This window comes from Flavobacterium sp. N1994, from assembly GCF_025947145.1.
Lineage (GTDB): Bacteria > Bacteroidota > Bacteroidia > Flavobacteriales > Flavobacteriaceae > Flavobacterium.
Map to the genome: position 1 here is coordinate 572,059 of NZ_CP109999.1, position 25,848 is coordinate 597,906.

Here is a 25,848-nt window from a genome sequence, read left to right on the forward strand (position 1 = left end):
CTAAGTAGAAAACTATTTCTTTTTCAACACCTTATACTGTTCGTAGCATTCACTGATGGCATCCATGATTTGCAAGTCGTTAGCTGTTTTGATAAACTCTTCAGAATAACTACAACGGGTAAGGACTTCGGCTATTTCTTTTTTATCAATACCGAGCAAGACGCCTAGTGTTTCTCTATCAAATTTAGATTCTAATAGATGTCTGACAGTATCATCTTTCTTCATCTTTTTGAGCTTCTTCAACTCATTGGATTTGCTACCGAAGAAATTATACAACATATCGGCTGGATTAAAAATAGAACCTAACACTTTAGAAAAAGCCCCAGGTGAAGTATCTCCAGTTTCATATCCTTGTGATAAACCAGAAATGCTGTATCTATAATTTTCTTTATCGGGAATTAGTTTGGAATCAATTTCGAGATAGCCTGTTAAATCGTATTTTCTTACTATAACTTCTTCTAGAGCAATGGCTTTTTCCGTTAATAGAATTTTAGCACTGCCGTTTTTTAACCAATCATTGGTTACTCTAATCTTTAAAGATTGATATCCAAGAGAAGAAATGTGAAGCGTATCACTAACATTGACCTCTAATTCAAAATATCCTTTGGAATCCGTCACTACACCTTTTACTTTATTTACATTAATAACGTTTACATTAGAAATAGGTAAAGAAGTATTATCATTAACTATAGTTCCAGTAACTTTTTGAGGAAGCGGATTATTTTGTGCTGAAGCACTTAGGGAAAATAGAAATAAAAAGAAAATGGTAAAATATCTCATGGTTGTTTTTGACGGTTTAAAAGTATGAAACTCTTTTAAGATATTGTAAAGTTTACAGCTAGAATTAGAACAAAATTAACAAAACGTCAAATTAATAATTACGAATTAGGTGTTGGTTTGAAAAAAAAACTCCGCTTTACCTTGGTAAAACGGAGTTCTATATAAAACGATTATTAAGATTTACAATCGTAATTCGTAATTTCTAATTGGTAATTTAAAAGCGTTAGCTTTTTCTTGGTCTTCTGTTTTTAGCAGCTTCAAACGAACGTCCAGCTGGTTTATCAGTACTTCCTTCAGAACGTCTTGGCGCTCTTTCTTCCCCTCTTTGAGCGGAACCAGGTTCTCTTCTTGGAGCAGCATTTCTATCGCTTCTGAATCCACCTTCTCTGGCTGGTCTGTCAGATGAAAAACCTCCCTCTCTTGGAGCAGAACTTCTTTCGCTACGGAAACCACCTTCTTTTCTTGGTCCGAAACTACCACCACCACTTCTTCTATCTCCACCGGAACTGCGTTCCCCTCTGAATCCGCCTGAGCTTCTTCTTTCTCCACCACCACTTCTTCCGTTATGGTCACGTCTTTCACGGCTTCCACCATCGTTTTTAGAGATTTCAACATTGATTCTTCTTCCGTTCAAATCATATCCGTTAAGAACTGACATCACTTTGTCGGTATGCTCTCCGTCGGTATTAAAGAAAGAGAACCCTTCTTTTACATCCACTTTGAAAACATCATCACGACCCAAATCTAAAGTATCTTTTAAGAAATCTTTCAATTGCATCCAATCAAAATCATCTCTAGCGCCAATGTTTACGAAATAACGAACAGGATCTCCAGCTCTAATTTCTCTAGGCTCTGAACTGCGTTCGCTTCTTTCACCACCTTTTTCACCTGATAAATCACGTTTCTTTTTGTAGTAATTGATGAATCTGTTGAATTCAACCGATACCATTTTCTTGATTAATTCTTCTTTCGATAAACCATCAAGCACTTCGTTGATAGCCGGAAGATAGTTATCTATTTCATGGTCAACTTCAGTATCTTTAATTTTATTAGCTAAGTGCAATAATTGGATTTCACAGATTTCCATTCCAGAAGGAATCGTTTTTTCTTGAAATTTTTGTTGGATGATTCTTTCGATAGAAGAAATTTTACGCAATTCACTTTTAGTGATAATTACGATAGAAGTTCCTAATTTACCTGCACGACCTGTACGACCAGAGCGGTGATTGTAGGTTTCGATTTCGTCTGGCAATTGATAGTTTACTACGTGTGTAATATTATCAACGTCAATTCCACGAGCCGCAACATCAGTCGCAACAAGCATTTGAATTTGACGACCTCTAAACGATTTCATTACACCATCACGTTGTGCCTGAGATAAATCGCCATGCAAAGCAGCTGCATTGTATCCATCTTCAATTAGCTTTTCAGCAACAGCTTGAGTATCTCTTTTAGTTCTACAAAAAACTACAGAGAAGATATCTGGATTAGCATCTGCCAATCGTTTTAGTGCTTCATAACGGTCACGAGCATTCACACAGTAAAATTCGTGTGAAACAGTAGCTGAACCAGAGTTTTTAGAACCTACAGTAACTTCAGCAGGGTCATGCATAAATTTCTTAGCAATTCTCGCTACCTCTGCAGGCATTGTTGCTGAGAACAACCATGTGTTTTTTTCGTCTGGAGTATCCGATAATATCGAAACGATATCTTCATAAAATCCCATGTTCAACATCTCATCCGCTTCATCAAGAATACAGATACTGATGTTTTTAATGTTGACAAGACCACGATTAATCATGTCTTGCATTCTCCCTGGAGTAGCTACGATAATTTGGGCTCCACGTTTAATTTCTCGGGCTTGTTCTGTAATGCTAGCACCACCATAAACTGCCACTGTATGTAAACCTTTTACATATTTTGAGTATTGTTTAATCTCATTGGTGATTTGTAAGCAAAGCTCACGCGTTGGGGATAAAATTAACGCTTGCGTACTTCTGTCTTCAGCATCTAATTTTTGGATTAGTGGAAAACCGAAAGCTGCCGTTTTCCCTGTACCTGTTTGTGCTAAAGCTACTAAGTCTGTGTTTTGTTCCAATAGTACTGGAATCGCTTTTTCTTGCACTTCTGACGGATTCTCAAATCCTAGATCTTTGATCGCCAGCAGTAACGACTCATTCAGACCTAATTGTTCAAATTTATTCATATTGTATTTTAAAATTTGGTGCAAAGGTAGACTTTAAATACTATATAAACTAATTTGTTATTTATTGATAATTAAGTAGTTGTAAGTTACATGTTGTGAGTTGTAAGTTTAAAAGCAGTAGGGATACAACTGATGCACTACAATTTAGAACAAAAATCTACTAATTGCTTCACCGCCAAACCACGATGACTAATAGCTGATTTTTCTTGTAAAGTCAATTCAGCAAAGGTTTTAGTATACCCATCTGCTATAAATATAGGATCGTAACCAAAACCGTTAGTTCCTATTTTTTTAGTAATGATTTTGCCATTAATAATTCCAGTAAAAAGATATTGTTCTCCGTTTAGATTAAGACAAATAACGGTTTTAAAGTTGGCCTTTCTATTGGTTTTATCTTTGAGATTGTCCAATAATTTGTCCATATTGTCGCTGGCATCTTTCTGTTCCCCTGCATATCGTGCTGAAAAAACTCCAGGTTCACCATTCAAAGCCTCGACTTCTAAACCAGTATCATCAGCAAAGCAGTTATAGCCATATTTTTCGCTAACATAATTGGCTTTTAAGATGGCATTCCCTTCAATAGTATTGGCAGTTTCTGGAATTTCTTCATGACAACCTATTGCCTCTAAACTTAAAATTTGAATAGTATCAGGCAGTAAGGATTGAATTTCTTTGATTTTGTTTTGATTATTGGAGGCAAAGACTAGCTTCATTTGATAGAGATTCTTTTTTATTGCAATACTACTTTTACACTTTTGCTAGTTGTAGGTGTTGAAAACTTACAACTGTATATTCCAGCTTGTAAATCACTAGCATCAATGGTTTGGTAGTTTATTCCTGTAGTTAGCTGATCATTAAATGACACTTCTTTTACTATTCTTCCTAATGTATCTATTAATGAAACCGTGGTGTTTTGAACTTCGTCAAGTGAAAATGTAAAATGAATTTGTTTGTCTTGAGTAGGATTTGGTGCTATAGTGAAATGATTACTATCTATAGTAAAGTCACTTGCTGATAATGTAGTAGTTATTAACCAAATTAAGCCATTCATGAGTAATTTTTGATGATTTCCACTGGCATCTACAGTATAACCAGTATATAAAGTATCTCCTGTATCTCCTGTACCATCATCTATTATAGAACTGTCTCCAACTGCAAATACTTTTCCTGCTTGATAAGTCGATGCAGCAACATATACATTAGTAGTCCCAGTTGTGCTTGAGCCCGATTTAAAGACCAATCCTTTTACAGAAGTGTTATTAGTTGTATTTACTGTCATTGTTGCTCCACTAGTCCATTTAACTTGTGAAGGAACCCCAAATGTTCCGTGTAAAATACTATAATATGGACTCGTAACAGTCAATGGAGCAAATGAAGTTGAATTACCACTAACATCCGAAGTAATATCAAACAATATTCCTAAACCATCATTGGCAACTCCATTGTTAGATAAAAAGTCATTCCAAACGGTAGGCGGATCATTCCCATCAAAATTTCTATCAGAACCAGCATGATCACATATCATCATTAATCCACCACCATTGGCAATAAAATTCATAATGGCTATTTTTTCCGAAACTGTGAATAATGTATTAGGCTCAGTAACAACAAAAACTTTATAGTTGCTTAAATCTTGAGTTGATGCTGTTCCGTATGATATAGTACCGTTATAAGGTAATGATTCAACAATGTAGCCTTGTTTTGCACAATCTACAGCAAATGCTGAAATACCACCATCCCAATAGGTTTCTGGAGTTGTTGAAGTAATTCCAGATTGTGCTGGAGTAGGAATACGTTGTGGATTGGAAGCTCCTGTCGTAGAGCCTGAACTTACATAAGGGATATGTGTGGTGCTATTGAAATAAATATTATGATTGTCGGCATCAATAATCCAATCGGCATTACTACACATTTCTGCTTTAGTTGCATCAAAAAGTATTTTGTTTTGAGCAACTGCTGTTAAAGCATTTGCTACTAGTATCGTTAATGATATTAGGTAAAAATTTGGTTTCATTATAATTAATTTACGAACCAACAAACTTAATGCTATTTCATATTTAATAAATAGTATAGCTTGTTAAAATTTTATAATGAATTCAAAAAGTGAAATAATAGACTAATATTAGTTGACTATTCTATAATTTAGGGCTGCTTGTTGCATTCAATAGCATAAGATGTTTCTGTAACTTCTTCCCAATTTCAATAAGTTATGAACATCGCCATTTCCTTTTTTTTAAATTTTTTGCCTTTTTTAATAATTGTTTAATCTGTTAGTAATTTATATTCGTAAATAATACCACTAACCTACCATTCATGAAAAAACTATTTACTTTTATAAATTGGTTCAGAATACTAAGCCTTCTATTTGGTTTATTTGCAACTTCTCAAGAACTCAATGCTCAATTTCTTCTGCACGAAAGCAATATTGAAAAATCAATATCCATACATACTAAATCTGAGTATGTTGATGTGGGTCAAGTTGATGTTTCATTAGAACAAATCAGAACTATTAAGGCGTTCCAATTCTTACCGATGAAAAATCAGAACATGGACTTTGGCTTTACTAATCATAATTTTTGGTTTCGCTTTGCTTTAAAAAATGATTCAAATGAAGAGTTAAATTATTTTTTTGAAACTGCCAGACCTATAACTGATGTAGCTGAATTGTTCATCATAAAGCCAAATAATCAAATTACAAAATACATCAGCGGAGATGCTATTCCCTTTAATCAAAGGAGTTTTAAGGTTCGTAAAACCATTTTTAAAATAAATTTGGCACCCCATGAACAGCAACAATTTTATTTGCATGTGAAAAGCGATGGTGAACAACTCTCAATGCCAATGGTCCTGCATTCCTCTGAAAATATATTGGAGGAAAGTTCGTTTGAACAATTCATTTTTGGTTTCTTTTATGGAATACTAATCATTGCCGCCATTTTGTATTTGTTCTTTTTCTTTGCAATGCGAGACAGAACCTTTTTCTTTTATAGCATGTATGTTGTTTTTATTGGATTACTTCAATTTTCGATAGATGGTTATTTCTATAAATTTGTGACTCCGCAATCGGGTTGGTTTTCTTTACATGCAGTAATAATCTTTGCTTGTTTTGCTAATTTTTTTCTAGGGCGTTATGCTCAAGTGTATTTGAAGATAAAAGACTATAATCCTTTTATAAACAAGATTTTTTATATATTATATGTTTTAGATCTGCTGCTGTTTTTGTCTTTATTTTTTATTCCAAAAGCGTTACACTACACCTATCCTATTGCAAATGGTTTAGGGCTTATTTTGTTGTTATTAATTATTACTTCTCAACTTATAATCTTCATCAGAACAAGAAAACTTGATCGTTTTTTTGCGACCGGTATTTTCTTCCTTATCACAGGCTTTGTGGTTTTTATTCTAAAAAACTTTAGTGTATTACCGCTTACTTTTTGGACAGAAAATGGTTCAAAGCTCGGCACCGGAATGGAAGTCGTATTCCTCTCCCTTTCGATGGCCAATTTAATTAGAAACCTTAAAAACGAGCGAGAAGAATTACAAACGGTGGCACTTCAAAAGTCGGAGGAAATGAACTAATTGAAATCTTATTTCTTATCCAACATTAGCCATGAATTGCGTACTCCACTGAATGCTATTTTAAACACTGCAAAGACATTAGCTAATGATTCTAAAGATGAGCAGACACAAAATAGTAGTCAAATCATAAAATATTCCACCTACAGCTTATTAAATTCTGTTAACGATATTTTGGATTTCTCTAAAATCGAAAAAGATGAGATTAAACTAGAACTTTCTGAATTTGATTTGGTAAAAACAGTAGAACATATCGCTACTAATTTTACTCGGGAAGCTAAAGATAAAGGCTTAGAATTCACATTTATCAAGGGAGATGATTTACCACAAATGGTTAATGGAGATATTGCTAGATTGAGTCAAATACTCCAAAATATCCTTAGTAATGCAATTAAATTTACCAATGAAGGCTTTATCAAATTTAAGGTAGATGCTAAAAAAGCAAAAGACAATAAAGTACAAATCACCTTTACAGTAAGTGACACCGGAGTCGGAATTTCTAAAGAAAAAATAAATAGTATTTTCGATTCTTTTTCACAAGAAGGTATCACTAATAAAAGAAAGTTTGGAGGTTTAGGACTCGGACTCTACATTGTAAAACACTTGGTAAATCTTCATAACGGCAAAATCAAAGTGGACAGTACTCCTGGACTAGGAACAGTAGTCAGTATTGATTTGAATTATGAAACTATTGAAATCAAAAAAGAAATGCAAACAAGCATTGTTTCTATTGATTATGATTTAAAAGGAAAATCAATTTTGGTGGTTGAAGATAATGCCATGAATCAGATGGTGATTAAAATGATTACCAAAAAATGGTTGAACACCACAGTTGACTTTGCTAACAATGGACAAGAAGGCGTTCAAAAACTTATAGAGAATGATTACGATATTATTCTAATGGATTTACAAATGCCCATCATGGATGGCTATGAAGCTACTATAGCCATTCGAAATGGAGAAGCAGGAGAAGCTAAAAAATCTATCCCGATAATTGCTTTAACTGCTGATGTTATGGAAACGACCAAAACCAGAGTCATCGAAATTGGAATGAATAAATATTTATCCAAACCAGTGGATAAGGATACTTTGTTTGAGATTATTAAATTATTGGTTAACTAAATACTTAGCTACTTTTCAACATTTTATGGTTTACAATTTTCTGATTCTAATGATTAGGACTAATCTTTTTTTATAATTACTTTTGCACCGACTAAAACACAAAGTGATTATGGTAAAAGATTTATTCGAAAGAATACAAAATAATAAAGGTCCTCTAGGAAAATGGGCCTCTCAAGCGGAAGGCTATTATGTTTTCCCAAAGCTAGAAGGTGAATTAGGACCCAGAATGAAATTCCACGGCAAAGATATTTTGAACTGGAGTTTGAATGACTACTTAGGTCTTGCTAATCATCGTGAAGTCCGTCAAGCGGATACTGATGCAGCTATAAAATATGGTGCGGCTTATCCAATGGGAGCTCGTATGATGAGTGGTCATACGGATGCTCATGAACAATTGGAAAAAGAACTTGCAGCTTTTGTTCATAAAGAATCTGCCTATTTATTAAACTTTGGGTACCAAGGAATCATGTCAGCTATTGATGCATTGGTTACTAAAAACGATATTATTGTTTACGATGTAGATGCTCACGCTTGTATTATAGATGGCGTGCGTTTGCATATGGGAAAACGATTTACCTACAAACACAATGACTTAGAAAGCATGGAGAAAAACCTTCAACGTGCTACTAAAATGGCTACGGAAACTGGTGGCGGAATCCTATTCATCACAGAAGGTGTATTCGGAATGCGCGGTCAGCAAGGTAAGTTGAAAGAAATTGTGGAAATGAAAAAGAAATACAATTTCCGTTTACTTGTTGATGATGCTCATGGGTTTGGTACCCTAGGAAAAACAGGTGCTGGTGCTGGTGAAGAGCAAGGTTGCCAAGATGGTATTGATGTGTACTTTTCTACTTTTGCCAAATCTATGGCGAGTATAGGAGCATTCTTAGCTGCTGATAAAGACATTATTGATTATTTAAAATACAACTTGCGTTCGCAAATGTTTGCTAAAGCTTTACCAATGATTCAAACGGTGGGTGCTTTGAAAAGACTACAATTGTTGAGAGACAATCCAGGATTGAAAGATAAACTTTGGGAAAACGTAAATGCTCTACAAAGTGGCTTGAGAGCAAAGGGATTTAATATTGGTGACACTAATACTTGCGTTACACCTGTTTATTTAGAAGGTTCTATTCCTGAAGCAATGGTTATGGTAAACGATTTACGTGAAAACTATGGCATCTTCTTGTCTATCGTGGTGTATCCGGTTATCCCAAAAGGAATTATATTATTGCGAATGATCCCTACTTCTTCTCACACCTTGGCTGATATTGATGAGACATTAAAGGCTTTTGATGCCATCCGAGAGAAATTAGAAAACGGAACTTATAAAAAGATTGCAGAAGCCACAACGGTTGATGTATCTTAAAAAGAAAATTAAAACCATCTCAATTGAGGTGGTTTTTTTATACCTATTGATTCCCATAAAAATAAAAAAAATCGATAATTTAGCCCCATGATTCGAGTGTCAATTATTGGTTCTGGAAATGTTGCGCAACATCTGATTCAAGCTTTCAGTAAAACTACTGAAATTGAATTAGTTCAAGTGTATTCAAGAAAACCAAATGTCATGGCTACAATCGCAACATCGGCAAAAATCATTTCAGATTTTACAGCTTTACTTCCAGTAGATTTAATCATTATAGCAGTTACCGATAGTGCTATCAGTGAAGTTTCTAAACAGATTCCCTTTCAAAACCAATTAATCGCTCATACTTCTGGAAGTATGGCTATGGAAGTGCTTGACGACAAAAATCGAAAAGGTGTTTTTTATCCGTTACAAACCTTTAGCAAAGCAAAAGAAGTCGACTTTAGCGGCATTCCAATTTTTGTTGAGGCTCAAAATGACACCGATTATCAAGTACTTGAAATAGTAGCTAAATCCGTTTCAAATTCGGTAAACAGAATCCATTCCAAACAAAGAAAAGCGTTGCATATTGCGGCTGTATTTGTTTCTAATTTCACGAATCATTTGTATCAAATTGGTTATGATATTTGTCAAGAAAATGAATTGCCTTTTGACGCTCTAAAACCATTGATTCTAGAAACGGCTAATAAAATTACAACCCTCACTCCTACTGAGGCGCAGACTGGTCCAGCAAGACGTAAAGATACTCAAACCATCAACGAACATCTTGCGTTTTTAACAGATGAAAACCAAAAAGAAATCTATAAATTGCTAACAAAATCAATTATCGATAATGGGAAAAAGTTATAAAGAAGTACTAAACAACATCACCACTTTTATTTTTGATGTTGATGGCGTCTTAACAGACAGCAGTGTTCACATTACTCCAACGGGTGAAATGTTGCGAGTTATGAATATTCGTGATGGTTTTGCTATGAAAGCGGCTATTGAAAGTGGTTATAATGTATGTATCATATCTGGGGGTAACAACGAAGGCGTTCGCATCCGACTTAGAAATCTAGGGATTACTGATATTCATTTGGCATCACCAGATAAAGTAGCTACGTTTAGAGAATATATTGAACTTTACCATATTGATGCGGAACAAGTGTTATATATGGGTGATGATATTCCAGATTATCATGTGATGCAATTAGTTGGATTACCCGTTTGCCCACAAGATGCCAGCCCAGAAATTAAAACGATTTCAAAATACATTTCACACAAAAAAGGAGGCAAAGGTGCTGTACGTGAAATCATTGAACAAGTTATGAAAGTACAAGGCAAATGGCATTTGTATTATGACGGAAAACACGATTAATCTTTATTTGTAATATACCTATAAGACAAAATGAATTATTTAAAATTAATACGCTATCAAAATCTATTATTGCTTGCCTTTATGCAGCTTATTTTTCGTTATGGATTTTTAAAGTTTCAAAATATTCCTTTGGCTTTAAATCATTTTCAATACGGATTGTTAGTTTTATCAACGGTATTGATTGCTGCTGCTGGTTATGTTATTAATGATATTTTAGATCAAGAAACCGATTATGATAACAGACCTGATACTATAATTGTTGGTAAAAGAATATCTGAAAAAGCAGCCTACAACCTGTATTTTGTATTAAATATCGTGGGAGTTGGTATAGGTTTTTACCTGTCTAATATAATTCAAAGACCAAGTTTTACTGGAGCCTTTATTATACTATCAGCTACTTTATATATGTATGCCACAAGCTTAAAACAAATGCTTTTAATTGGTAATATAATAGTGGCTTTGCTACTTTCATTCAGTGTTCTTATCATTGGATTATTTGATTTATTGCCAGCTACCTATGAAGGAAATCGGGCTGAAATGGGCATTATGTTTTCCATGTTAATTGATTATGCAGTCTTTGCCTTTGTCCTAAATCTGATAAGAGAAATTGTTAAAGACATGCAGGATGTAGAAGGCGATTACAATCAAGGAATGAGCACTTTACCTATTTCCATTGGAAATAAAAATACTTCAAAAGTTGTTTTTAGTTTAGGAATTATAGCAACGCTTATTTTACTTTGGTACATCAATACCTATTTGATGGAGCATCGACTTTATTATGCTGTCATTTATGGGCTAATTTTTATAGTATCACCAATGATTTTCTTTTTGGTTAAAATCTGGAATGCCAATTCAAAAGAAGAGTTTCATTTGCTAAGTAAGGTCTTGAAATGGATAATTTTCTTCGGAATACTTTCTGTTTTAGTTATTACTTTAAATATAAAATACAATGTTAAGTAATACACTGAAAGACTATAAAATTATCTTAGCTTCAGGTTCGCCAAGAAGACAACAATTTTTCAAAGATTTAGGTTTGAATTTTGAAATCAGACTAAAAGACATTGAAGAAATTTATCCTGATGTACTTCAAGGAATTGAAATCACTAATTATTTGGCACAATTAAAAGCTGATGCCTTTGCTGACGAGCTTAAAGAAAAAGAGCTATTAATCACAAGCGACACTATCGTTTGGTTAAATAATAAAGCTTTGGGAAAACCAAAAGATTATGATGATGCTTTTAATATTTTAAAATCTTTATCCGATACAACCCATGAAGTAATCACCTCTGTTTGTTTTAAAACGATAACTAGAACGGATACTATATATGATATAACAAAAGTGACCTTCAACGAACTTTCAGACGCTGATATCCACTATTATTTAGAAAGCTGTAAACCTTTTGATAAAGCTGGAGCTTATGGCATTCAGGAATGGATTGGGTTAATAGGAATTACTAAAATTGAGGGTTCTTATACCAACGTTGTAGGGTTACCAACAGAAAAAGTCTACCAGTATTTGAGTAAATATATTTGAAAGAAAAAGGAAAGACTTAACTTTACTAAAAATAAGTAACTATGTCTGAATTTATAAAATTTCCTTTCTATATTAAGTTTACTGCTATTTTACTGAGTTTAATTGGACTTTTTGTCATTCTTTATTTTGGACAGGACATCATTTTTCCAATACTTTTATCTTGTTTGTTTGCTATTATTTTACGTCCTGTAGTCTCTTTTTTAATTAAAAGACTTCGATTTCCACACTTTATTGCAGTTGTATTTGCTATCGTACTTTTTGTATTGATTTTTTTAGGTCTTTTCTATTTTATTTCAATGCAAGTAACGGACATGGCTAACGATTGGTCAAAAATTAAAAGTAATTTTTACTATCATTTAGACCATTTTCAGCAACTCATTAGAGACAATTTTCACTTGAGTAAAAAAGAACAAAATGAAATTCTAAATAAAGCCACAAAAAAAGGAATAGACTCCAGTACTGAAATTGTTAGTACTACATTAAATTCTTTTACTGATGTGGCATTGAACCTAACCTTGATCCCTATTTACACCTTTTTGTTTTTATTGTATCAAAATCTTTTCATCACTTTTTTATGTAAATTATACAAACCAGAGGACCATAAAAAACTACGTGAAATCTTGTTCCAAATTAAAACGGCAGTGCAAAGTTATGTTGTGGGCTTACTTTTCGAAATGGTAGCCGTTTCTATATTAACTACCATCGGTTTATGGATGATTGGAGTACAATATTTTATACTTCTCGGAATTTTGACGGGCATACTAAATTTAGTTCCTTACATAGGAATTTTATTTGCTGGTGCTTTAACTATAATAGTTTCCCTATCGGGTTCAACTGATTTATCCATTGTACTGGGTGTAATTATCGTGAACGTTGTTGTACAACTCATTGATAATAACATTTTGGTTCCCCTATTTGTTAATTCAAAAGTGCAAATCAATGCTTTTGTTTCTATTGTTGGAATCATCATTGGAAATGTTTTAGGAGGCATAACGGGTATGTTTTTAGCAATCCCTATTATTGCCATTATAAAAGTAATTTTTGATCGAATTGATTCTCTTGAACCATGGGGCTATTTACTTGGAGATGACTTACCAAAAACCTATGAGTGGCATAAAATCAAAATCCCTCTTTATAATTACAGTAGTTCTACATCTCCTATTAATTTCAACACAGAAGAGGGTAACCCAAACATACCATCTACAAATACTTTTGAAACGGACTCAAATAACACTAATGATACCATTGAAGAATAGCATTTAATTAATTTCAAACAAAAGAAACCATGGAATTCTTCTCTAATTTTACCAAAGAGGTTATGGCTACTGGAATACTTTTAGTAATAGTGATATTCCTCCGAATTATTACTGCCAAACTAATTCGACGATACGCTAAGTTATCTTTGATTATGGAGCATCGAACGAATTTGGTTATCAAATACATTCATTTGTTAATTAATATTTTGGCTGTGTTTGGGCTAATAGTTATTTGGGGAGTTCAGAAAAAAGATATTTTCCTAACCTTATCTTCCGTTACAACAGTGGTTGGAGTGGCCATGTTTGCCCAATGGTCTATTTTAAGTAATATTACTTCGGGTATAATACTGTTCTTCTTTTTTCCATTCCGAATTGGAGACATTATAAAAGTACATGATAAAGACTTTCCTATTCAAGCTGAAATAGAAGATATCAAAGCTTTTCATATTTATTTAAAAACAGATAAAGGAGAACGTATAACCTATCCCAATAATTTGCTACTTCAAAAAGGAATTTCTATCGTCAAACAAAAATTTGATGACCAAGAATTTACAGATTAAACCTTTAATTATATAAATTATAGAATTAATTCTGTAACACCTTTTCTCTTCTATCAAAGTAATTTTGATTAAACCACAAATATCAAATTACTATGAAAATTACAAAATTAGTTATACTGGCATTGCTTTTTACGTTTACGATAAATAGTCAAGCGCAAGTTTCAGTTAATGTTAATCTTGGAACTCCTCCAGTCTGGGCCCCTGCAGCTCCTGCAGAGGTACAATACTACTATCTTCCCGATATTGATACTTATTATGATGTTCCTGCTAAACGTTATATTTATATGAGAAATGGGGTTTGGACTCGAACAGCATACCTTCCAAGACAATACAGAGGATATGATTTATATCATGGGCAAACCGTATATTTAAATGATTACCATGGAAATGCTCCTTATTCCTTTTACAAACAACATAAAATAAAGTATGTTGGTAATAATTGGAAAAGAAAGGAACATGATAATGGTAACCACAATGGAAATTGGAAAGGCAACGGACGTGGTAAAGGTCATAAAAAAGGGTAATTATTAGAAAATAATCTATAAAAGCAAGGAAAAAATCCTTGCTTTTATTTTTTAAACAAACTACAATAAGATTAAAATGCTAATTATCAATTATTTAGATAAATTATTTCCTACTTAATTATAATAAATATGCAATTTATCGATAAAAAATGTATTTTATCGATTATATATAAAATATATTAGTATATTTGTCTCAGAAATCAATTAAGATTGTTTTGTTAAACCCAAATCTACAAAATCATGAAAAAGCTTAAAATTTTTACGGTGCTATGTGTTGCCATGATTTCGAGTAACTTTTATTCTCAAGATATGGCTGCTGATAAAGAATCGCTACCTATTGACGCAAAGACCAATTGTTATGTACGGTATTTCTATTTTCCAAATTTAGAAGCCTACTTTGACAACCTTGAAATGGTATATTATTATAAAGTCAAAGGAGAATGGGAAACAGCTGATGAATTACCAGCTAACTTTGGTGGTTATTCAATATACAATAAAGTTAAAGTTACCATCACTGATTACGATGGTGATGAACCTTATCAATTATTAAGTGTTCACAAAAAGATGTATCCTTATAATGCAAAAGGACGATTTACAAATCAAACCGCATCTTCCGAATAAATTCATTCATGTTTAGTTTATATTTAGTTGAAAAGACCTTCTGCCCCCCGACAGAAGGTCTTTTTATTTTATACATTTCCTAACAATAAATTGTTAAACAAATGAAAAAACAAAAAACACTTTTTAAATAATAGTATATTTGAAAAATGGCAAACCTGAATCCATGAAACACTTTATACTCTTTTCTCTTTTATTAGTAAGTCTAAAATTAGTAGCGCAACAACCTGCAAAACCTAACGCAGTAGAAATATATAGTCAAATTCAGAAACTAAACTTTCTAGGTTCTGTACTATATATTGCGGCACATCCAGATGATGAGAACAATCGATTAATTTCCTATTTTTCAAATAACGTAAAAGCAGAAACGGGGTATTTATCATTAACTCGTGGTGATGGAGGACAAAATCTTATAGGCCCAGAACTCAGAGAACTTTTAGGGGTTATAAGAACTCAAGAACTTATTGAAGCCCGTAAAATTGACGGTGGAGAACAGTTCTTCTCTCGTGCGAATGACTTTGGCTTCTCTAAAAACCCTGATGAAACATTGCAAATTTGGGATAAGGAGCAAGTGCTTAGTGATGTTATTTGGGTCATCCGAAAATTTCAACCTGATGTCATTATCAATAGATTTGATCATCGTTCTCCAGGAACTACTCACGGACATCATACATCCTCAGCAATGCTAAGTTTTGAAGCTTTTGATAAAGCTAGTGATTCCAAAGTTTTTCCAAATCAGTTAGCTTTTGTAGAGACTTGGAAACCTAAACGATTGTTTTTTAATACGTCTTGGTGGTTTTATGGTAGCAAAGAAAAATTTGATGCCGCAGATAAAAGTAATTTAATAGATTTAAAATTAGGAACTTATTACCCGTCTTTGGGTAAATCCAATCAAGAAATTGCCGCTTTAAGCAGAAGTCGTCATCAATCACAAGGATTTGGTTCTACTGGAACTCGTGGTGAGGAAGATGAATATTTAGAATTCTTAAAAGGAGATACTCCAAAAGACAATAGCAACCTCTTTGATGGAATTGATACAACATGGAATAGAGTTCCTGATGGAAAACCAATTGGGGCAATTCTAGCTGCTGTTGAAAAAAACTTTGATTTTAAAAACCCTTCTGCTAGTATTCCTGAATTGGTAAAAGCCTATGCATTACTTCAAAAATTAGAGGATTCCCATTGGAGAACCATTAAATCAGAAGAACTAAAAAAAGTTATTGAAGCTTGCGCCGGCCTTTATCTTGAAGCTATAGCTCCAAGTCAAGAAGTTACCCCTGGAACTACTCTTAAAGTAAAATTAGAAGCCATTAACAGAAGTAATGCTACCATAAATTGGAAGGCCATTCAAACGTTTCCGTATTCAACGAATGATTTGTCTGTCACTGAACTGATCAATAATAAACCGATTAACAAGACTATTTCAATTCAAATACCTAACACTATTGATTACACCAATGCTTATTGGCTAAACCAAAAAGGAACCGTTGGTATGTATCGTGTAGACGACCAAAGAAATATTGGAAATCCTGATGTATTACGCCTCATTAAAGTTACTTTCATGACTGAAATTAACGGAGTGGTGATTCCATTTGAAAAAAATGTAGTGTATAAATATAATGACGAAGTGAAAGGGGAAGTCTACCAACCTTTAGACATTGTTCCAACCGTTACCTCAAGCTTTGCTGAAAAAGTCTATATTTTCAACTCCGATAAAGAAAAAACCGTCAGCGTAAAAGTAAAAGCTGGTAAAGAAAACATTCAAGGTACTGTAAAATTGCAAGTTCCTGAAAACTGGAAAGTCACACCTGCAGAAATTCCGTTTACCATGACTAGAAAAGGAGAAGAAATAGTGGCCACTTTTACTGTTTCTCCTTCTAAAGAAGCGAGTGAAGTCGTTATAAAAAGTTTAGTGACCGTTAATGACGAAACATTCGATAAAAGTAAAATCGATATCAACTACTCACACATCTATAACCAAATAGTTTTAAAATCGGCTGAAGCGAAAGGGATTCGATTAAACATCAAAACCAAAAATGAAAAGATTGCTTATATCATGGGAGCTGGTGATGAAGTTCCAAAATGTTTACAGCAAATGGGATATGATGTTGAAATCTTAAAACCAGAACAAATAGCTGCTGAAAAACTTGCTAACTTTGATGTAGTTATGACTGGAATTCGTGCCTACAATGTGGTAAATGAATTGGCTTTCAAACAAAATATCTTACTTGATTTTGTTAAAAATGGGAAGACTATGATTGTTCAATACAATACCACCGATGAATTAGTAACTAAAGACATTGCCCCTTTTATGCTTAAAATATCTCGTGATAGAGTTACTGAAGAAAATGCAGAAGTTCGATTTTTAGCCTACGGGAATCCTATTTTGAACACGCCCAATAAAATTACAGCCGATGACTTCAAAGGATGGAAACAAGAACAAGGATTATATTATCCAAATGAATGGGATGCAAACTTCACTCCTATTCTTTCTGCCAATGACAAAGGGGAAACCCCTAAAAATGGCGCCTTATTAATAGCCAAATACGGAAAAGGAAATTATGTTTACACTGGATTAAGTTTCTTCAGAGAATTACCGGAAGGCGTTCCCGGTGCCTATAGATTATTAGCCAATATCATCGCAATAGGAAAGTAATATGGAAAACAAAAAAATATCGGCTTGGAAGAATAGTTACACCTGGGTTTTAGTGATGAATGCCATTTACATCATCATCTTTTTTATTCTAATGCAATTATTTTTCTAATATGCAACAGCTCGATTGGATCATTTTATCGGTAACACTTTTATTCATTGTTTTCTATGGTGTATATAAAACCAAAGGAAGTAAAAATGTAGAAGATTATATCTTAGGAAACAAAGAAACTCCTTGGTGGACTGTTGGGCTTTCTGTTATGGCCACTCAAGCTAGTGCCATTACGTTCTTATCTACTCCAGGGCAGGCTTATCATGACGGTATGGGATTTGTCCAATTCTATTTTGGTTTACCAATAGCCATGGTCGTTATCTCTATGACTTTTATTCCTATCTATCACAAGCTAAAAGTCTTTACCGCCTACGAATACCTCGAACAGCGATTTGATCTAAAAACGAGGTCGTTTACAGCAATATTATTTCTAATTCAACGTGGTTTAGGAACTGGGTTAACCATCTATGCGCCTGCTATTATTCTTTCTTCTATTTTAGGTTGGAACCTTACGATGCTTAATGTTATCATCGGAATTCTAGTAATCATCTACACTTTCGTTGGAGGAACAAAAGCCGTAAATGTGACCCAAAAACAACAAATGTTTATTATCATGAGCGGGATGATTATTACCTTCTTTTTGATATTACACTTGTTACCCAATGATATGACTTTTTCCAATGCTATGCATATTGCTGGGGCGAATGACAAAATGAATATCCTGGATTTTTCTTTCGATCCACAAAACCGTTATACTTTTTGGAGTGGTATCACAGGAGGTTTCTTCTTGATGCTTTCCTATTTTGGAACCGACCAATCTCAAGTAGGACGTTATTTATCAGGGAAGTCAGATAGGGAAAGTCAAATGGGATTAATTATGAATGGCTTTCTAAAAGTGCCTATGCAGTTTTTTATTTTACTAATTGGAGTAATGGTTTTTGTGTTCTTTCAATTCAATCCCGTACCGCTTACGTTTAACCCTGTGAACAAAGTTGCCATTGAAAAATCAAAATACGCCCAAGAATATCATTCTCTTGAAAATCAATTAACGCAATTATCTGAGGAAAAGAAAGAATTTAACCTATTGTACATCGATCATTTAAATCAAAATTATGACAATCCTATCCTGAGAAAAAAACTAATATCGTTGTCTGGTAAAGAAAAAGATTTACATGACGAGGCCAAAGAAATCATTGCGAAAGTGGATGAAAAAGCAGAAACCAACGATAAGGATTATGTCTTTATTTATTTCATTTTACATTATTTGCCATCAGGTTTGATAGGTCTTTTATTAGCTGTAATTCTTTCGGCCGCAATGTCTTCCTCTGCTTCCGGGCTAACCGCATTGGCCTCTACAACAGCTATCGATATTTATAAACGAAATGTAAAAGGAGAAAAATCAGAAAAACACTTTGTGAATGCAACTAAATATTTTACACTACTTTGGGGTGTTATAGCCATTCTTTTTGCATGTGTGGGAACTTTATTTGAAAATTTAATTCAGTTGGTAAATATAGTGGGATCTATATTTTATGGAACCGTTTTAGGAGTATTTTTAGTTGGGTTCTATATCAAATTTGTAAAAGCGAATGCCATCTTTTACAGTGCTTTTATTAGTCAAATTACGATATTCTTCATCTACTATTACACCATTCACATTTACCCCACGGGTGAAGAAAAGCTTGGGTATTTATGGTTGAATTTCATAGGAGCTTCATTGACCGTTATTTTATCAATGCTTGCGCAATTACTAGTAAAACGCAAAAAAACTATCTCATAAAAAAACCACGAAATCTTGAATAGAAATCGTGGTCAATTTTATTTAAAAAAGAGAATTATTTTTTACTCCATTCTTTTATACTGTCATTGTTCATTTTTACGTAATCATTGTTTTTAGCTTTTTCAGCAGCTGCTGATGACAATTTAGCAGTAGCAATCGCACCTACTTTATCTCCTAATTTAGCTTGAATCAATGATTTTTGACGTAGATACCAAAAAGGAACATCCTCACCAGCTTTAGTCATGGCAACAGCTTTGTTAACATAATCTAACGCCTTATTCAAATCACCATTAGATTGGAAAAAATACTGTGCAGAAGAAAAATAATCACCAGCACTTGGTCCAGCTAAAGTTTTTTCTATACTGGCCATAGCCGTCTTTTGTGTTGGAACAGCAAACTTTACTGAAACCATTGTCTTTTCCCAAGCAATGTCTAAAGTACCACTATCATTGGTTAAATTATTAACGTTAATAGTAAACGATTCAATAGCATTGTTCAAGGCCACTGGGTCAACATTTACTAAAACAGCCACTTTGTTTGCATCCCAATTTTCAGGTGTTCCCCAATTATCAGTATCAGTGTAGAAAATTACTTCCCACATATCTGCTTTTGGAGTAGTATATAAAGCGTATTTTCCTTTTTTCAATGTGGTTCCATTAATGACCACATCATCACTAAAAGTTACTGTTGTATTAGCATTAGCTCCTGTTCTCCAAAGCTTACCAAACGGAACCAAATCACCAAAAATAACTCTTCCTTTAGCACTTGGTCTTGAATAATCTACCGTAACATCGGTTAGACCAACCACTTGTGTTAACGTTGAATGTGGACTCGGCTGTGGGGTTTTTACTTGAGCGTTAAGAACATAAGTCGCAATAATAGAAGTTAAAACAAAAATAATTCTTTTCATGAGTTGAGTTTTTAGAAGTTTCCCAAAATTACAAATACTATAAACGTACATATGTTAAGAATAACCTAAATATATTTTGTTTAACTTATTTGTGTTTTAATTAAACAATAGTTGCTATCTTTGACTAAAAATTACAAATGAAAATTTACACTTTACATACCAAACAAAATCTCCCAATTAGTCTTGAAGAAGCATGGAAGTTTTTATCTAATCCAAAAAACTTAAAAGTAATAACGCCTGATTATATGGGATTTAAAACCCTTTCAGGAGACGATAAAGAAATGTTTGCTGGACAAATCATTCAATACATTGTCACTCCAGTTCTCGGTATTCCAATGAAATGGGTCACCGAAATCACCCATGTTATTGATAAAAAATACTTTGTTGATGAACAACGTTTCGGTCCTTATGCTTTATGGCATCACAAACATTTTTTAAAAGAAATCCCTGGAGGAGTTGAAATGGAAGACATTGTAGATTACAAAGTACCTATGGGAATTCTTGGTCAAATGGTACATCCCTTTTTGGTACAACCAAAACTGAATGAAATCTTTGAATACCGTAAACACAAACTAATCGAACTATTTGGAGAATTTAAAGCACAATAAAATGAAAAACATACTATTGATTGGAGGTTCTTATGGCATTGGCTTAACTTTAGCAAAAGAATTACAAAAAGAAAATAACGTTTTTATTGCTTCAAGAACTGATGCTAATTTAGAAGGGTTGAAGGTAACACACCTTCCTTTTGATGCAACGACAGATACGTTAGATGTATCAAAACTACCTGCCGTTCTTGATGGTTTGGTGTATTGCCCAGGAAGTATTAATTTACGTCCGTTTAGAGGCTTAAAGTTAGAAACCTTTGAAAGTGATATGCAACTTAATTTCTTTGCTATGGTAAAAGTGATTCAAACGGTTTTACCCCAACTCACAGCTTCAGAACAATCCAGTATTGTTTTGTTTAGTACCGTGGCGGTTAGCATGGGAATGCCTTTTCATACTAGTGTTGCTGCAGCTAAAGGAGCCATAGAAGGTTTTGCCAAAGCATTAGCAGCCGAATATGCCCCTAAAATAAGAGTGAATGTAATAGCACCATCACTAACCGATACCCCCTTGGCTGACAAGTTTTTAAGTACTGATGAGAAAAAAGAAAAGTCAGCTTTACGTCATCCTTTAAAAAGAGTGGGAACTACTCAAGATATAGCCCAAATGGCAAGCTTTCTATTAGAGGAAAAAAGCTCTTGGGTATCTGGACAAATCTTTCATGTGGATGGTGGAATGTCAACTTTATTAGTAAATGCCTAAATTGTAACGATGAATATATTCTGGTTTCGACGCGATTTGCGATTAGAAGATAATGCTGGACTTTTTCACGCTTTAACTAGTGACGAAGAAGTGCTTCCTATTTTCATATTTGATGAGACCATTTTATCGCAATTACCTAAAGACGATGCACGGGTTACCTTTATTCACGAACAACTAGAAAAGATTCAAAACCAGCTTCAGAAAACTGGAAAGTCATTGGCCATTTTTCATGGAGAGCCCTTTGAAGTATTCAACAAAATACTTACCGAAAACGACATCAAAGTAGTTTATACCAATCACGATTATGAACCCTATGCCCGTAAAAGGGATTTAGAGTTATACCATTTGTTCAAAGAATACGATATCGAATTTAAAACTAGCAAAGACCAAGTCATCTTTGAAAAAAGTGAAGTAGTCAAAGAGGATGGAACACCTTATGTTGTTTATACTCCTTATTCCAATAAATGGAAAGAGAACTTCAAAAAGACCCAAATGGTTCATTATAAATCCGAAGAACTGAAGGATAAAATAGCGCTTCACTCCTATCCTTTTCTAAGTTTATCGGATATTGGATTTCAACCTTCAACCATACAAGTCACTCCATTTGATATTTCAACAACTCTCATCGATAACTACGAAGCTACTCGCAATTTCCCAGCGATGAATAAAACGTCTTATTTGGGTATCTATTTACGCTTTGGTGCGGTATCCATTCGGCAAATGGTGGCTAAAGCCATAGAAAGCAAAAATGAAACGTTTCTAAAAGAATTGATTTGGCGGGAATTCTTTATGCAAATCCTTTGGCACTTTCCTCATACGGTAAACAAAAGCTTCCGACCCAAGTACGATTCGGTTCATTGGGATAATAACGAAGTATTGTTCCAAAAATGGTGTGAAGGAAAAACTGGCTATCCCTTTGTAGACGCTGGAATGCGTGAACTCAATACCACCGGACACATGCACAACCGAGTGCGAATGATAGTGGCTAGTTTTTTATGCAAACACTTACTAATTGATTGGCGCTGGGGAGAAGCCTACTTTGCCTCAAAACTACTCGATTACGAACAAGCCAGCAATGTAGGCAACTGGCAATGGGCTGCAGGTAGTGGTGTTGATGCTGCTCCCTATTTTAGAATCTTCAATCCTACCGAACAAATCAAGAAATTTGATAAAGACTTAGTCTACATCAAAAAATGGATTCCGGAGTTTAATACATTGACCTATCCCCAACCTATTGTAGATCACAAAGAAGCTAGAGAACGTTGCTTAAAAATCTATAAAGAAGCTGTTGGATAAGTTGTAAATTAATACTTTGATAATAAATAGTTTAGCCCACTCGATTAGACTACCTTTACCATTCACTTAAAAATTATTTTTATGAAAAAAATTGTATTATGTTTGGGATTGATGTCATTAGTTATGCTATCATCTTGCGGAAAAAAAGAAGAAAAAACAACGGACACTATTGAAACAACTACCAATACAGTTGAGACCGACACCGTAATGGTAAAAGATACCACAGCTACCAAAACAGAAGAAGGAACTTCAGTAAAAGTAGATAGCAACGGTGTAGATGTAAAAGGAAAAAACGTTAAAGTAGAAGTTAAAAAATAAGACTTCCACTAAAAATAACAACTAATAGCCAGTGAGAACTGGCTTTTTTTATGAATTTATATCACGGATTTTCTCATAACTCAACTCCTTAAAATCAGTGATCACCATATCCGCAAGGGAATAGTCCTGCATTTTAGAATGAAAACTATCATAACCAATGCAATAGATTCCAGCAGCTTTAGCCGCCATAACACCATTAGTGCTGTCTTCAATAACGATACAGTTCTCAATTGGGGTTTTGGACAAAAAAGCCGCATGTTGAAATATAGCCGGATCAGGTTTCGACTTCGGAAAGTCTTCTCCAGAAACGATATGAGAGAAATACTGATGCAACCCAAAGCGATTGAAAATTCTATTAATAGTAACGTGGGCTGATGATGAGGCTAGCACCAATTGCATTCCGTTATGGTACAAATCTTTAATCAAGTCTTCTACTCCCTCTAACAAAAACAAATCTTCTTTCTTATCAAAGGCATCGTTAAACAAATCACGTTTCGTCGCTACCAATGTTGCAACGTCTTGTTCCAAATGAAATTCAGCTTTCAAACGCTCAAAAATATTCTTAGTAGAATTACCCGTAAACGAGGCATACATCTCAGGTGTTACCTCGATATTCAACTGCTTGAATTGTTGGTTGTAAGCATAATGGTGTACTGGCTCGGTGTCTACAATGACCCCATCCATGTCAAATAGTACGGTTTGTATCATTTAAAATTTACGAATTACAAATTAGAAATTACGAAGTAGGGAAAACTATTCTTTTTTCAACAAATGTCGGATAACCGTTTCAGCGGCATAGAGTCCAAAAAGCCCTGGCATATAACTGTTAGTGCCATAAAAAGACCTTTTATAGTTTGTGCCATCCGTCATTTTCAAACTACTAGCATCTTGTATTTCAGTAGAATAAACCACTTTTAATTTGTCTATTTTAACCTTTTTCAACCGCTTTCTTATGGTCTTGGCCAAATGACAATTCACTGTATTTTTAATATTGGCTACTTTTACTTTAGAAGCCTCCATCTTTCCGCCTGCCCCCATACTTGAAATGACCTTAACTCGCTTTCTTTTACAAGCAATAATCAAATTCAGTTTTGGAGTAACACTGTCTATACAATCTAAAACATAATCAAAATCAGGGGTAACTACTTCCATAGCTCTTTCTGGAGAAAGGAATTCTTCTATTCTAGTCAAGATCAACTCCGGATTAATATCCATCAAACGGTCGCCTACCACATGTACCTTAGGCATTCCTACTGTAGAATGCAACGCTGGTAATTGTCGGTTAATGTTAGTAATATCTACCACATCACCATCTACAATAGTCATGTTGCCCACTCCAGCCCGAGCTAAAAACTCAGCTGCAAACGAACCCACACCACCAAGTCCGACCACCATTACTTTGGCGTTCGTTAAATTAGTTAATCCTTCAGGTTTAAATAAAAGTGCCGCTCTTTCTTGCCATTTTGCCATAGTCAATTACGAATTTTTGAAGTGGCAAAAATAAACAAATCGTAACGATGTTTTTACTATTTTTACTGTAAAGAATGCTTTCTTCATCGATTTATATTTCTAAACCACACTTACCATGAGACTCTTTATTCCTTTTGTTATGATCATCCTTTTTTTACTTTATGTGCTTTATTTAGCCTTCATCAAAAAAGAACTTAAAAAGAATCTAACCACAGTAGTATATCCCGGACTATTTTTTATAACGATTTGGGGTGTATTGTATTATATACTAATCCACTAACATTATGAAAACACTAATCGCTTTATTATTCGTATCGCTTTCGGTTTCTGCCCAACAAGACATAGAAGCCCTAAAAAAAGACTTCGACAAACTAATGCAAACCACCACTTATGGTAAAGACCCCAAAGCAGGGAAATACTGCGAGATGAGAGGTTTTAAAATGTATTATGAAGTCTACGGAACCGGTGAACCTTTATTATTGATTCATGGCAATGGTGGAAGCATTAACAACTTTGCTAAACAGATTCCGGTCTTCGCCAAAAACTATAAAGTCATTATAGCCGATAGTCGCTCACAAGGCAAATCTATTGATACCAAAGACTCGCTGTCCTACGAAATGATGGCCGATGATTATGCAGAACTATTGACCAAAATAGGCGTCCCTTCTGCTAATGTCATTGGATGGAGCGATGGGGGTATCAATGGGCTATTACTAGCCATAAGACATCCCGAAAAGGTAAAAAAATTAATGGTCACTGGAGCCAATCTAGAACCGGATACCATTGCAGTAGAGACCGATATCCACGATTGGGCGGATCAAATTTATAAGCAAATTAAAGACATCAAAAATAAAACAGCGGAAGAAAAGCAAGCCTACAAACTATTCCACTTGTTGGCAGAAGAACCTCATATTCCTGTAGCCGATTTAAAGAAAATAAAAGCACCAACTTTGGTTGTGGGTGGAGACCACGATGTACTTCGCCCAAGTCACACTTTAACCATTTTTCAAAATATTGAAAACGCTTATCTATGGATAGTACCCAGCTCTGGTCACAGCACCTTAATAGTCTATGCGGATGAATTTAATAAAAAGGCCGATGCGTTCTTTAAAACACCGTATCGTAAAATAGTATTTAAAGATAGATTCTTTTAGAG

Annotated in this window: 25 protein-coding genes; 18 read left to right on the plus strand and 7 right to left on the minus strand. The window is 34.2% G+C overall.

Annotation, left to right across the window (positions count from 1 at the left end):
* Positions 1 to 12 precede the first annotated feature (12 nt).
* The 4 genes from OLM53_RS02685 to OLM53_RS02700 all read right to left on the minus strand — a co-directional run bounded on the left by OLM53_RS02685 (position 13) and on the right by OLM53_RS02700 (position 5,000).
* On the minus strand, positions 13 to 780 hold the full coding sequence (locus OLM53_RS02685) for a carboxypeptidase-like regulatory domain-containing protein (protein ID WP_264521519.1): 768 nt from the start codon (positions 778 to 780) through the stop codon (positions 13 to 15).
* Between the two features lie 223 nt (positions 781 to 1,003).
* Positions 1,004 to 2,986 (minus strand): DEAD/DEAH box helicase, encoded by a 1,983-nt coding sequence (locus tag OLM53_RS02690; RefSeq protein ID WP_264521520.1) that lies wholly within the window; start codon positions 2,984 to 2,986, stop codon positions 1,004 to 1,006.
* A 137-nt stretch (positions 2,987 to 3,123) separates the two neighbouring features.
* Positions 3,124 to 3,699 (minus strand): non-canonical purine NTP diphosphatase, encoded by a 576-nt coding sequence (locus OLM53_RS02695; RefSeq protein ID WP_264521521.1) that lies wholly within the window; start codon positions 3,697 to 3,699, stop codon positions 3,124 to 3,126.
* A 17-nt stretch (positions 3,700 to 3,716) separates the two neighbouring features.
* Positions 3,717 to 5,000: a T9SS type A sorting domain-containing protein gene (locus OLM53_RS02700; RefSeq protein ID WP_264521522.1), complete on the minus strand. Its 1,284-nt coding sequence runs from the start codon at positions 4,998 to 5,000 to the stop codon at positions 3,717 to 3,719.
* Positions 5,001 to 5,299: 299 nt separating this feature from the next.
* On the opposite strand from OLM53_RS02700, the gene OLM53_RS02705 reads away from it, so the two are divergent.
* The 13 genes from OLM53_RS02705 (at position 5,300) to OLM53_RS02765 (ending at position 19,390) form a co-directional block, all read left to right on the plus strand.
* Positions 5,300 to 6,565, plus strand: a complete 1,266-nt coding sequence (locus OLM53_RS02705) for a 7TM diverse intracellular signaling domain-containing protein (protein ID WP_264521523.1) — start codon at positions 5,300 to 5,302, stop codon at positions 6,563 to 6,565.
* The gene (locus OLM53_RS02710; protein WP_264521524.1) at positions 6,566 to 7,684 is read left to right on the plus strand and encodes a hybrid sensor histidine kinase/response regulator; all 1,119 of its coding nucleotides are present in this window, start codon (positions 6,566 to 6,568) and stop codon (positions 7,682 to 7,684) included. It begins immediately after the preceding gene.
* 109 nt (positions 7,685 to 7,793) lie between these two features.
* Complete coding sequence (locus OLM53_RS02715; protein WP_264521525.1) at positions 7,794 to 9,053, plus strand: aminotransferase class I/II-fold pyridoxal phosphate-dependent enzyme; 1,260 nt, start codon at positions 7,794 to 7,796, stop codon at positions 9,051 to 9,053.
* A gap of 87 nt (positions 9,054 to 9,140) precedes the next feature.
* The gene (locus OLM53_RS02720) at positions 9,141 to 9,902 is read left to right on the plus strand and encodes a Rossmann-like and DUF2520 domain-containing protein (protein ID WP_264521526.1); all 762 of its coding nucleotides are present in this window, start codon (positions 9,141 to 9,143) and stop codon (positions 9,900 to 9,902) included.
* The gene (locus OLM53_RS02725) at positions 9,886 to 10,413 is read left to right on the plus strand and encodes a KdsC family phosphatase (protein WP_264521527.1); all 528 of its coding nucleotides are present in this window, start codon (positions 9,886 to 9,888) and stop codon (positions 10,411 to 10,413) included. Before OLM53_RS02720 ends, OLM53_RS02725 begins: the two co-directional genes overlap by 17 nt.
* 30 nt (positions 10,414 to 10,443) lie before the next feature.
* Complete coding sequence (locus tag OLM53_RS02730) at positions 10,444 to 11,373, plus strand: geranylgeranylglycerol-phosphate geranylgeranyltransferase (protein WP_264521528.1); 930 nt, start codon at positions 10,444 to 10,446, stop codon at positions 11,371 to 11,373.
* Positions 11,363 to 11,947, plus strand: a complete 585-nt coding sequence (locus OLM53_RS02735) for a Maf-like protein (protein ID WP_264521529.1) — start codon at positions 11,363 to 11,365, stop codon at positions 11,945 to 11,947. The genes OLM53_RS02730 and OLM53_RS02735 overlap by 11 nt, the downstream gene beginning before the upstream one ends.
* Positions 11,948 to 11,988: 41 nt before the next feature.
* Positions 11,989 to 13,203 (plus strand): AI-2E family transporter, encoded by a 1,215-nt coding sequence (locus OLM53_RS02740; RefSeq protein WP_264521530.1) that lies wholly within the window; start codon positions 11,989 to 11,991, stop codon positions 13,201 to 13,203.
* Between the two features lie 29 nt (positions 13,204 to 13,232).
* Positions 13,233 to 13,763 carry a mechanosensitive ion channel family protein gene (locus OLM53_RS02745; RefSeq protein ID WP_264521531.1) on the plus strand — a complete coding sequence of 177 codons (531 nt, stop codon included), beginning with the start codon at positions 13,233 to 13,235 and terminating at the stop codon, positions 13,761 to 13,763.
* A 92-nt stretch (positions 13,764 to 13,855) separates the two neighbouring features.
* Entirely contained in the window at positions 13,856 to 14,287 is a 432-nt protein-coding gene (locus OLM53_RS02750; protein ID WP_264521532.1) for a hypothetical protein, read from the plus strand.
* A gap of 240 nt (positions 14,288 to 14,527) precedes the next feature.
* The gene (locus tag OLM53_RS02755; protein ID WP_264521533.1) at positions 14,528 to 14,908 is read left to right on the plus strand and encodes a hypothetical protein; all 381 of its coding nucleotides are present in this window, start codon (positions 14,528 to 14,530) and stop codon (positions 14,906 to 14,908) included.
* Between the two features lie 163 nt (positions 14,909 to 15,071).
* Entirely contained in the window at positions 15,072 to 17,561 is a 2,490-nt protein-coding gene (locus OLM53_RS02760; RefSeq protein ID WP_264521534.1) for a PIG-L family deacetylase, read from the plus strand.
* Positions 17,562 to 17,671: 110 nt separating this feature from the next.
* Positions 17,672 to 19,390, plus strand: coding sequence for a sodium:solute symporter (locus OLM53_RS02765; RefSeq protein WP_264521535.1), 1,719 nt, complete (start codon positions 17,672 to 17,674; stop codon positions 19,388 to 19,390).
* 55 nt (positions 19,391 to 19,445) lie between these two features.
* Here the strand turns inward: OLM53_RS02765 and OLM53_RS02770 are convergent, their stop codons facing one another.
* Positions 19,446 to 20,300 carry a DUF2911 domain-containing protein gene (locus tag OLM53_RS02770; RefSeq protein ID WP_264521536.1) on the minus strand — a complete coding sequence of 285 codons (855 nt, stop codon included), beginning with the start codon at positions 20,298 to 20,300 and terminating at the stop codon, positions 19,446 to 19,448.
* Between the two features lie 137 nt (positions 20,301 to 20,437).
* On the opposite strand from OLM53_RS02770, the gene OLM53_RS02775 reads away from it, so the two are divergent.
* The 4 genes from OLM53_RS02775 (at position 20,438) to OLM53_RS02790 (ending at position 23,222) form a co-directional block, all read left to right on the plus strand.
* Entirely contained in the window at positions 20,438 to 20,908 is a 471-nt protein-coding gene (locus OLM53_RS02775) for an SRPBCC family protein (protein WP_264521537.1), read from the plus strand.
* 1 nt (position 20,909) lies between these two features.
* Positions 20,910 to 21,608, plus strand: a complete 699-nt coding sequence (locus tag OLM53_RS02780; RefSeq protein ID WP_264521538.1) for an SDR family NAD(P)-dependent oxidoreductase — start codon at positions 20,910 to 20,912, stop codon at positions 21,606 to 21,608.
* Positions 21,609 to 21,617: 9 nt separating this feature from the next.
* Positions 21,618 to 22,904 carry a cryptochrome/photolyase family protein gene (locus OLM53_RS02785; protein WP_264521539.1) on the plus strand — a complete coding sequence of 429 codons (1,287 nt, stop codon included), beginning with the start codon at positions 21,618 to 21,620 and terminating at the stop codon, positions 22,902 to 22,904.
* 81 nt (positions 22,905 to 22,985) lie between these two features.
* Positions 22,986 to 23,222 carry a hypothetical protein gene (locus tag OLM53_RS02790; protein ID WP_264521540.1) on the plus strand — a complete coding sequence of 79 codons (237 nt, stop codon included), beginning with the start codon at positions 22,986 to 22,988 and terminating at the stop codon, positions 23,220 to 23,222.
* Between the two features lie 48 nt (positions 23,223 to 23,270).
* Here OLM53_RS02790 and OLM53_RS02795 read toward each other — a convergent pair whose 3' ends face one another.
* Positions 23,271 to 23,930 carry an HAD family hydrolase gene (locus tag OLM53_RS02795; RefSeq protein WP_264521541.1) on the minus strand — a complete coding sequence of 220 codons (660 nt, stop codon included), beginning with the start codon at positions 23,928 to 23,930 and terminating at the stop codon, positions 23,271 to 23,273.
* 45 nt (positions 23,931 to 23,975) lie between these two features.
* Positions 23,976 to 24,692: a tRNA threonylcarbamoyladenosine dehydratase gene (locus OLM53_RS02800; protein ID WP_264521542.1), complete on the minus strand. Its 717-nt coding sequence runs from the start codon at positions 24,690 to 24,692 to the stop codon at positions 23,976 to 23,978.
* A 284-nt stretch (positions 24,693 to 24,976) separates the two neighbouring features.
* On the opposite strand from OLM53_RS02800, the gene OLM53_RS02805 reads away from it, so the two are divergent.
* Complete coding sequence (locus OLM53_RS02805) at positions 24,977 to 25,846, plus strand: alpha/beta fold hydrolase (RefSeq protein WP_264521543.1); 870 nt, start codon at positions 24,977 to 24,979, stop codon at positions 25,844 to 25,846.
* Positions 25,847 to 25,848 lie beyond the last annotated feature (2 nt).

Excerpts from the sequence above, each read along its gene's own strand:
- OLM53_RS02685 (WP_264521519.1), bottom strand. The coding sequence starts at position 780 with ATGAGATATTTTACCATTTTCTTTTTATTTCTATTTTCCCTAAGTGCT.
- OLM53_RS02690 (WP_264521520.1), bottom strand. The coding sequence starts at position 2,986 with ATGAATAAATTTGAACAATTAGGTCTGAATGAGTCGTTACTGCTGGCG.
- OLM53_RS02695 (WP_264521521.1), bottom strand. The coding sequence starts at position 3,699 with ATGAAGCTAGTCTTTGCCTCCAATAATCAAAACAAAATCAAAGAAATT.
- OLM53_RS02700 (WP_264521522.1), bottom strand. The coding sequence starts at position 5,000 with ATGAAACCAAATTTTTACCTAATATCATTAACGATACTAGTAGCAAAT.
- OLM53_RS02705 (WP_264521523.1), top strand. The coding sequence starts at position 5,300 with ATGAAAAAACTATTTACTTTTATAAATTGGTTCAGAATACTAAGCCTT.
- OLM53_RS02715 (WP_264521525.1), top strand. The coding sequence starts at position 7,794 with ATGGTAAAAGATTTATTCGAAAGAATACAAAATAATAAAGGTCCTCTA.
- OLM53_RS02720 (WP_264521526.1), top strand. The coding sequence starts at position 9,141 with ATGATTCGAGTGTCAATTATTGGTTCTGGAAATGTTGCGCAACATCTG.
- OLM53_RS02725 (WP_264521527.1), top strand. The coding sequence starts at position 9,886 with ATGGGAAAAAGTTATAAAGAAGTACTAAACAACATCACCACTTTTATT.
- OLM53_RS02730 (WP_264521528.1), top strand. The coding sequence starts at position 10,444 with ATGAATTATTTAAAATTAATACGCTATCAAAATCTATTATTGCTTGCC.
- OLM53_RS02735 (WP_264521529.1), top strand. The coding sequence starts at position 11,363 with ATGTTAAGTAATACACTGAAAGACTATAAAATTATCTTAGCTTCAGGT.
- OLM53_RS02740 (WP_264521530.1), top strand. The coding sequence starts at position 11,989 with ATGTCTGAATTTATAAAATTTCCTTTCTATATTAAGTTTACTGCTATT.
- OLM53_RS02745 (WP_264521531.1), top strand. The coding sequence starts at position 13,233 with ATGGAATTCTTCTCTAATTTTACCAAAGAGGTTATGGCTACTGGAATA.
- OLM53_RS02750 (WP_264521532.1), top strand. The coding sequence starts at position 13,856 with ATGAAAATTACAAAATTAGTTATACTGGCATTGCTTTTTACGTTTACG.
- OLM53_RS02755 (WP_264521533.1), top strand. The coding sequence starts at position 14,528 with ATGAAAAAGCTTAAAATTTTTACGGTGCTATGTGTTGCCATGATTTCG.
- OLM53_RS02760 (WP_264521534.1), top strand. The coding sequence starts at position 15,072 with ATGAAACACTTTATACTCTTTTCTCTTTTATTAGTAAGTCTAAAATTA.
- OLM53_RS02765 (WP_264521535.1), top strand. The coding sequence starts at position 17,672 with ATGCAACAGCTCGATTGGATCATTTTATCGGTAACACTTTTATTCATT.
- OLM53_RS02770 (WP_264521536.1), bottom strand. The coding sequence starts at position 20,300 with ATGAAAAGAATTATTTTTGTTTTAACTTCTATTATTGCGACTTATGTT.
- OLM53_RS02775 (WP_264521537.1), top strand. The coding sequence starts at position 20,438 with ATGAAAATTTACACTTTACATACCAAACAAAATCTCCCAATTAGTCTT.
- OLM53_RS02780 (WP_264521538.1), top strand. The coding sequence starts at position 20,910 with ATGAAAAACATACTATTGATTGGAGGTTCTTATGGCATTGGCTTAACT.
- OLM53_RS02785 (WP_264521539.1), top strand. The coding sequence starts at position 21,618 with ATGAATATATTCTGGTTTCGACGCGATTTGCGATTAGAAGATAATGCT.
- OLM53_RS02790 (WP_264521540.1), top strand. The coding sequence starts at position 22,986 with ATGAAAAAAATTGTATTATGTTTGGGATTGATGTCATTAGTTATGCTA.
- OLM53_RS02795 (WP_264521541.1), bottom strand. The coding sequence starts at position 23,930 with ATGATACAAACCGTACTATTTGACATGGATGGGGTCATTGTAGACACC.
- OLM53_RS02800 (WP_264521542.1), bottom strand. The coding sequence starts at position 24,692 with ATGGCAAAATGGCAAGAAAGAGCGGCACTTTTATTTAAACCTGAAGGA.
- OLM53_RS02805 (WP_264521543.1), top strand. The coding sequence starts at position 24,977 with ATGAAAACACTAATCGCTTTATTATTCGTATCGCTTTCGGTTTCTGCC.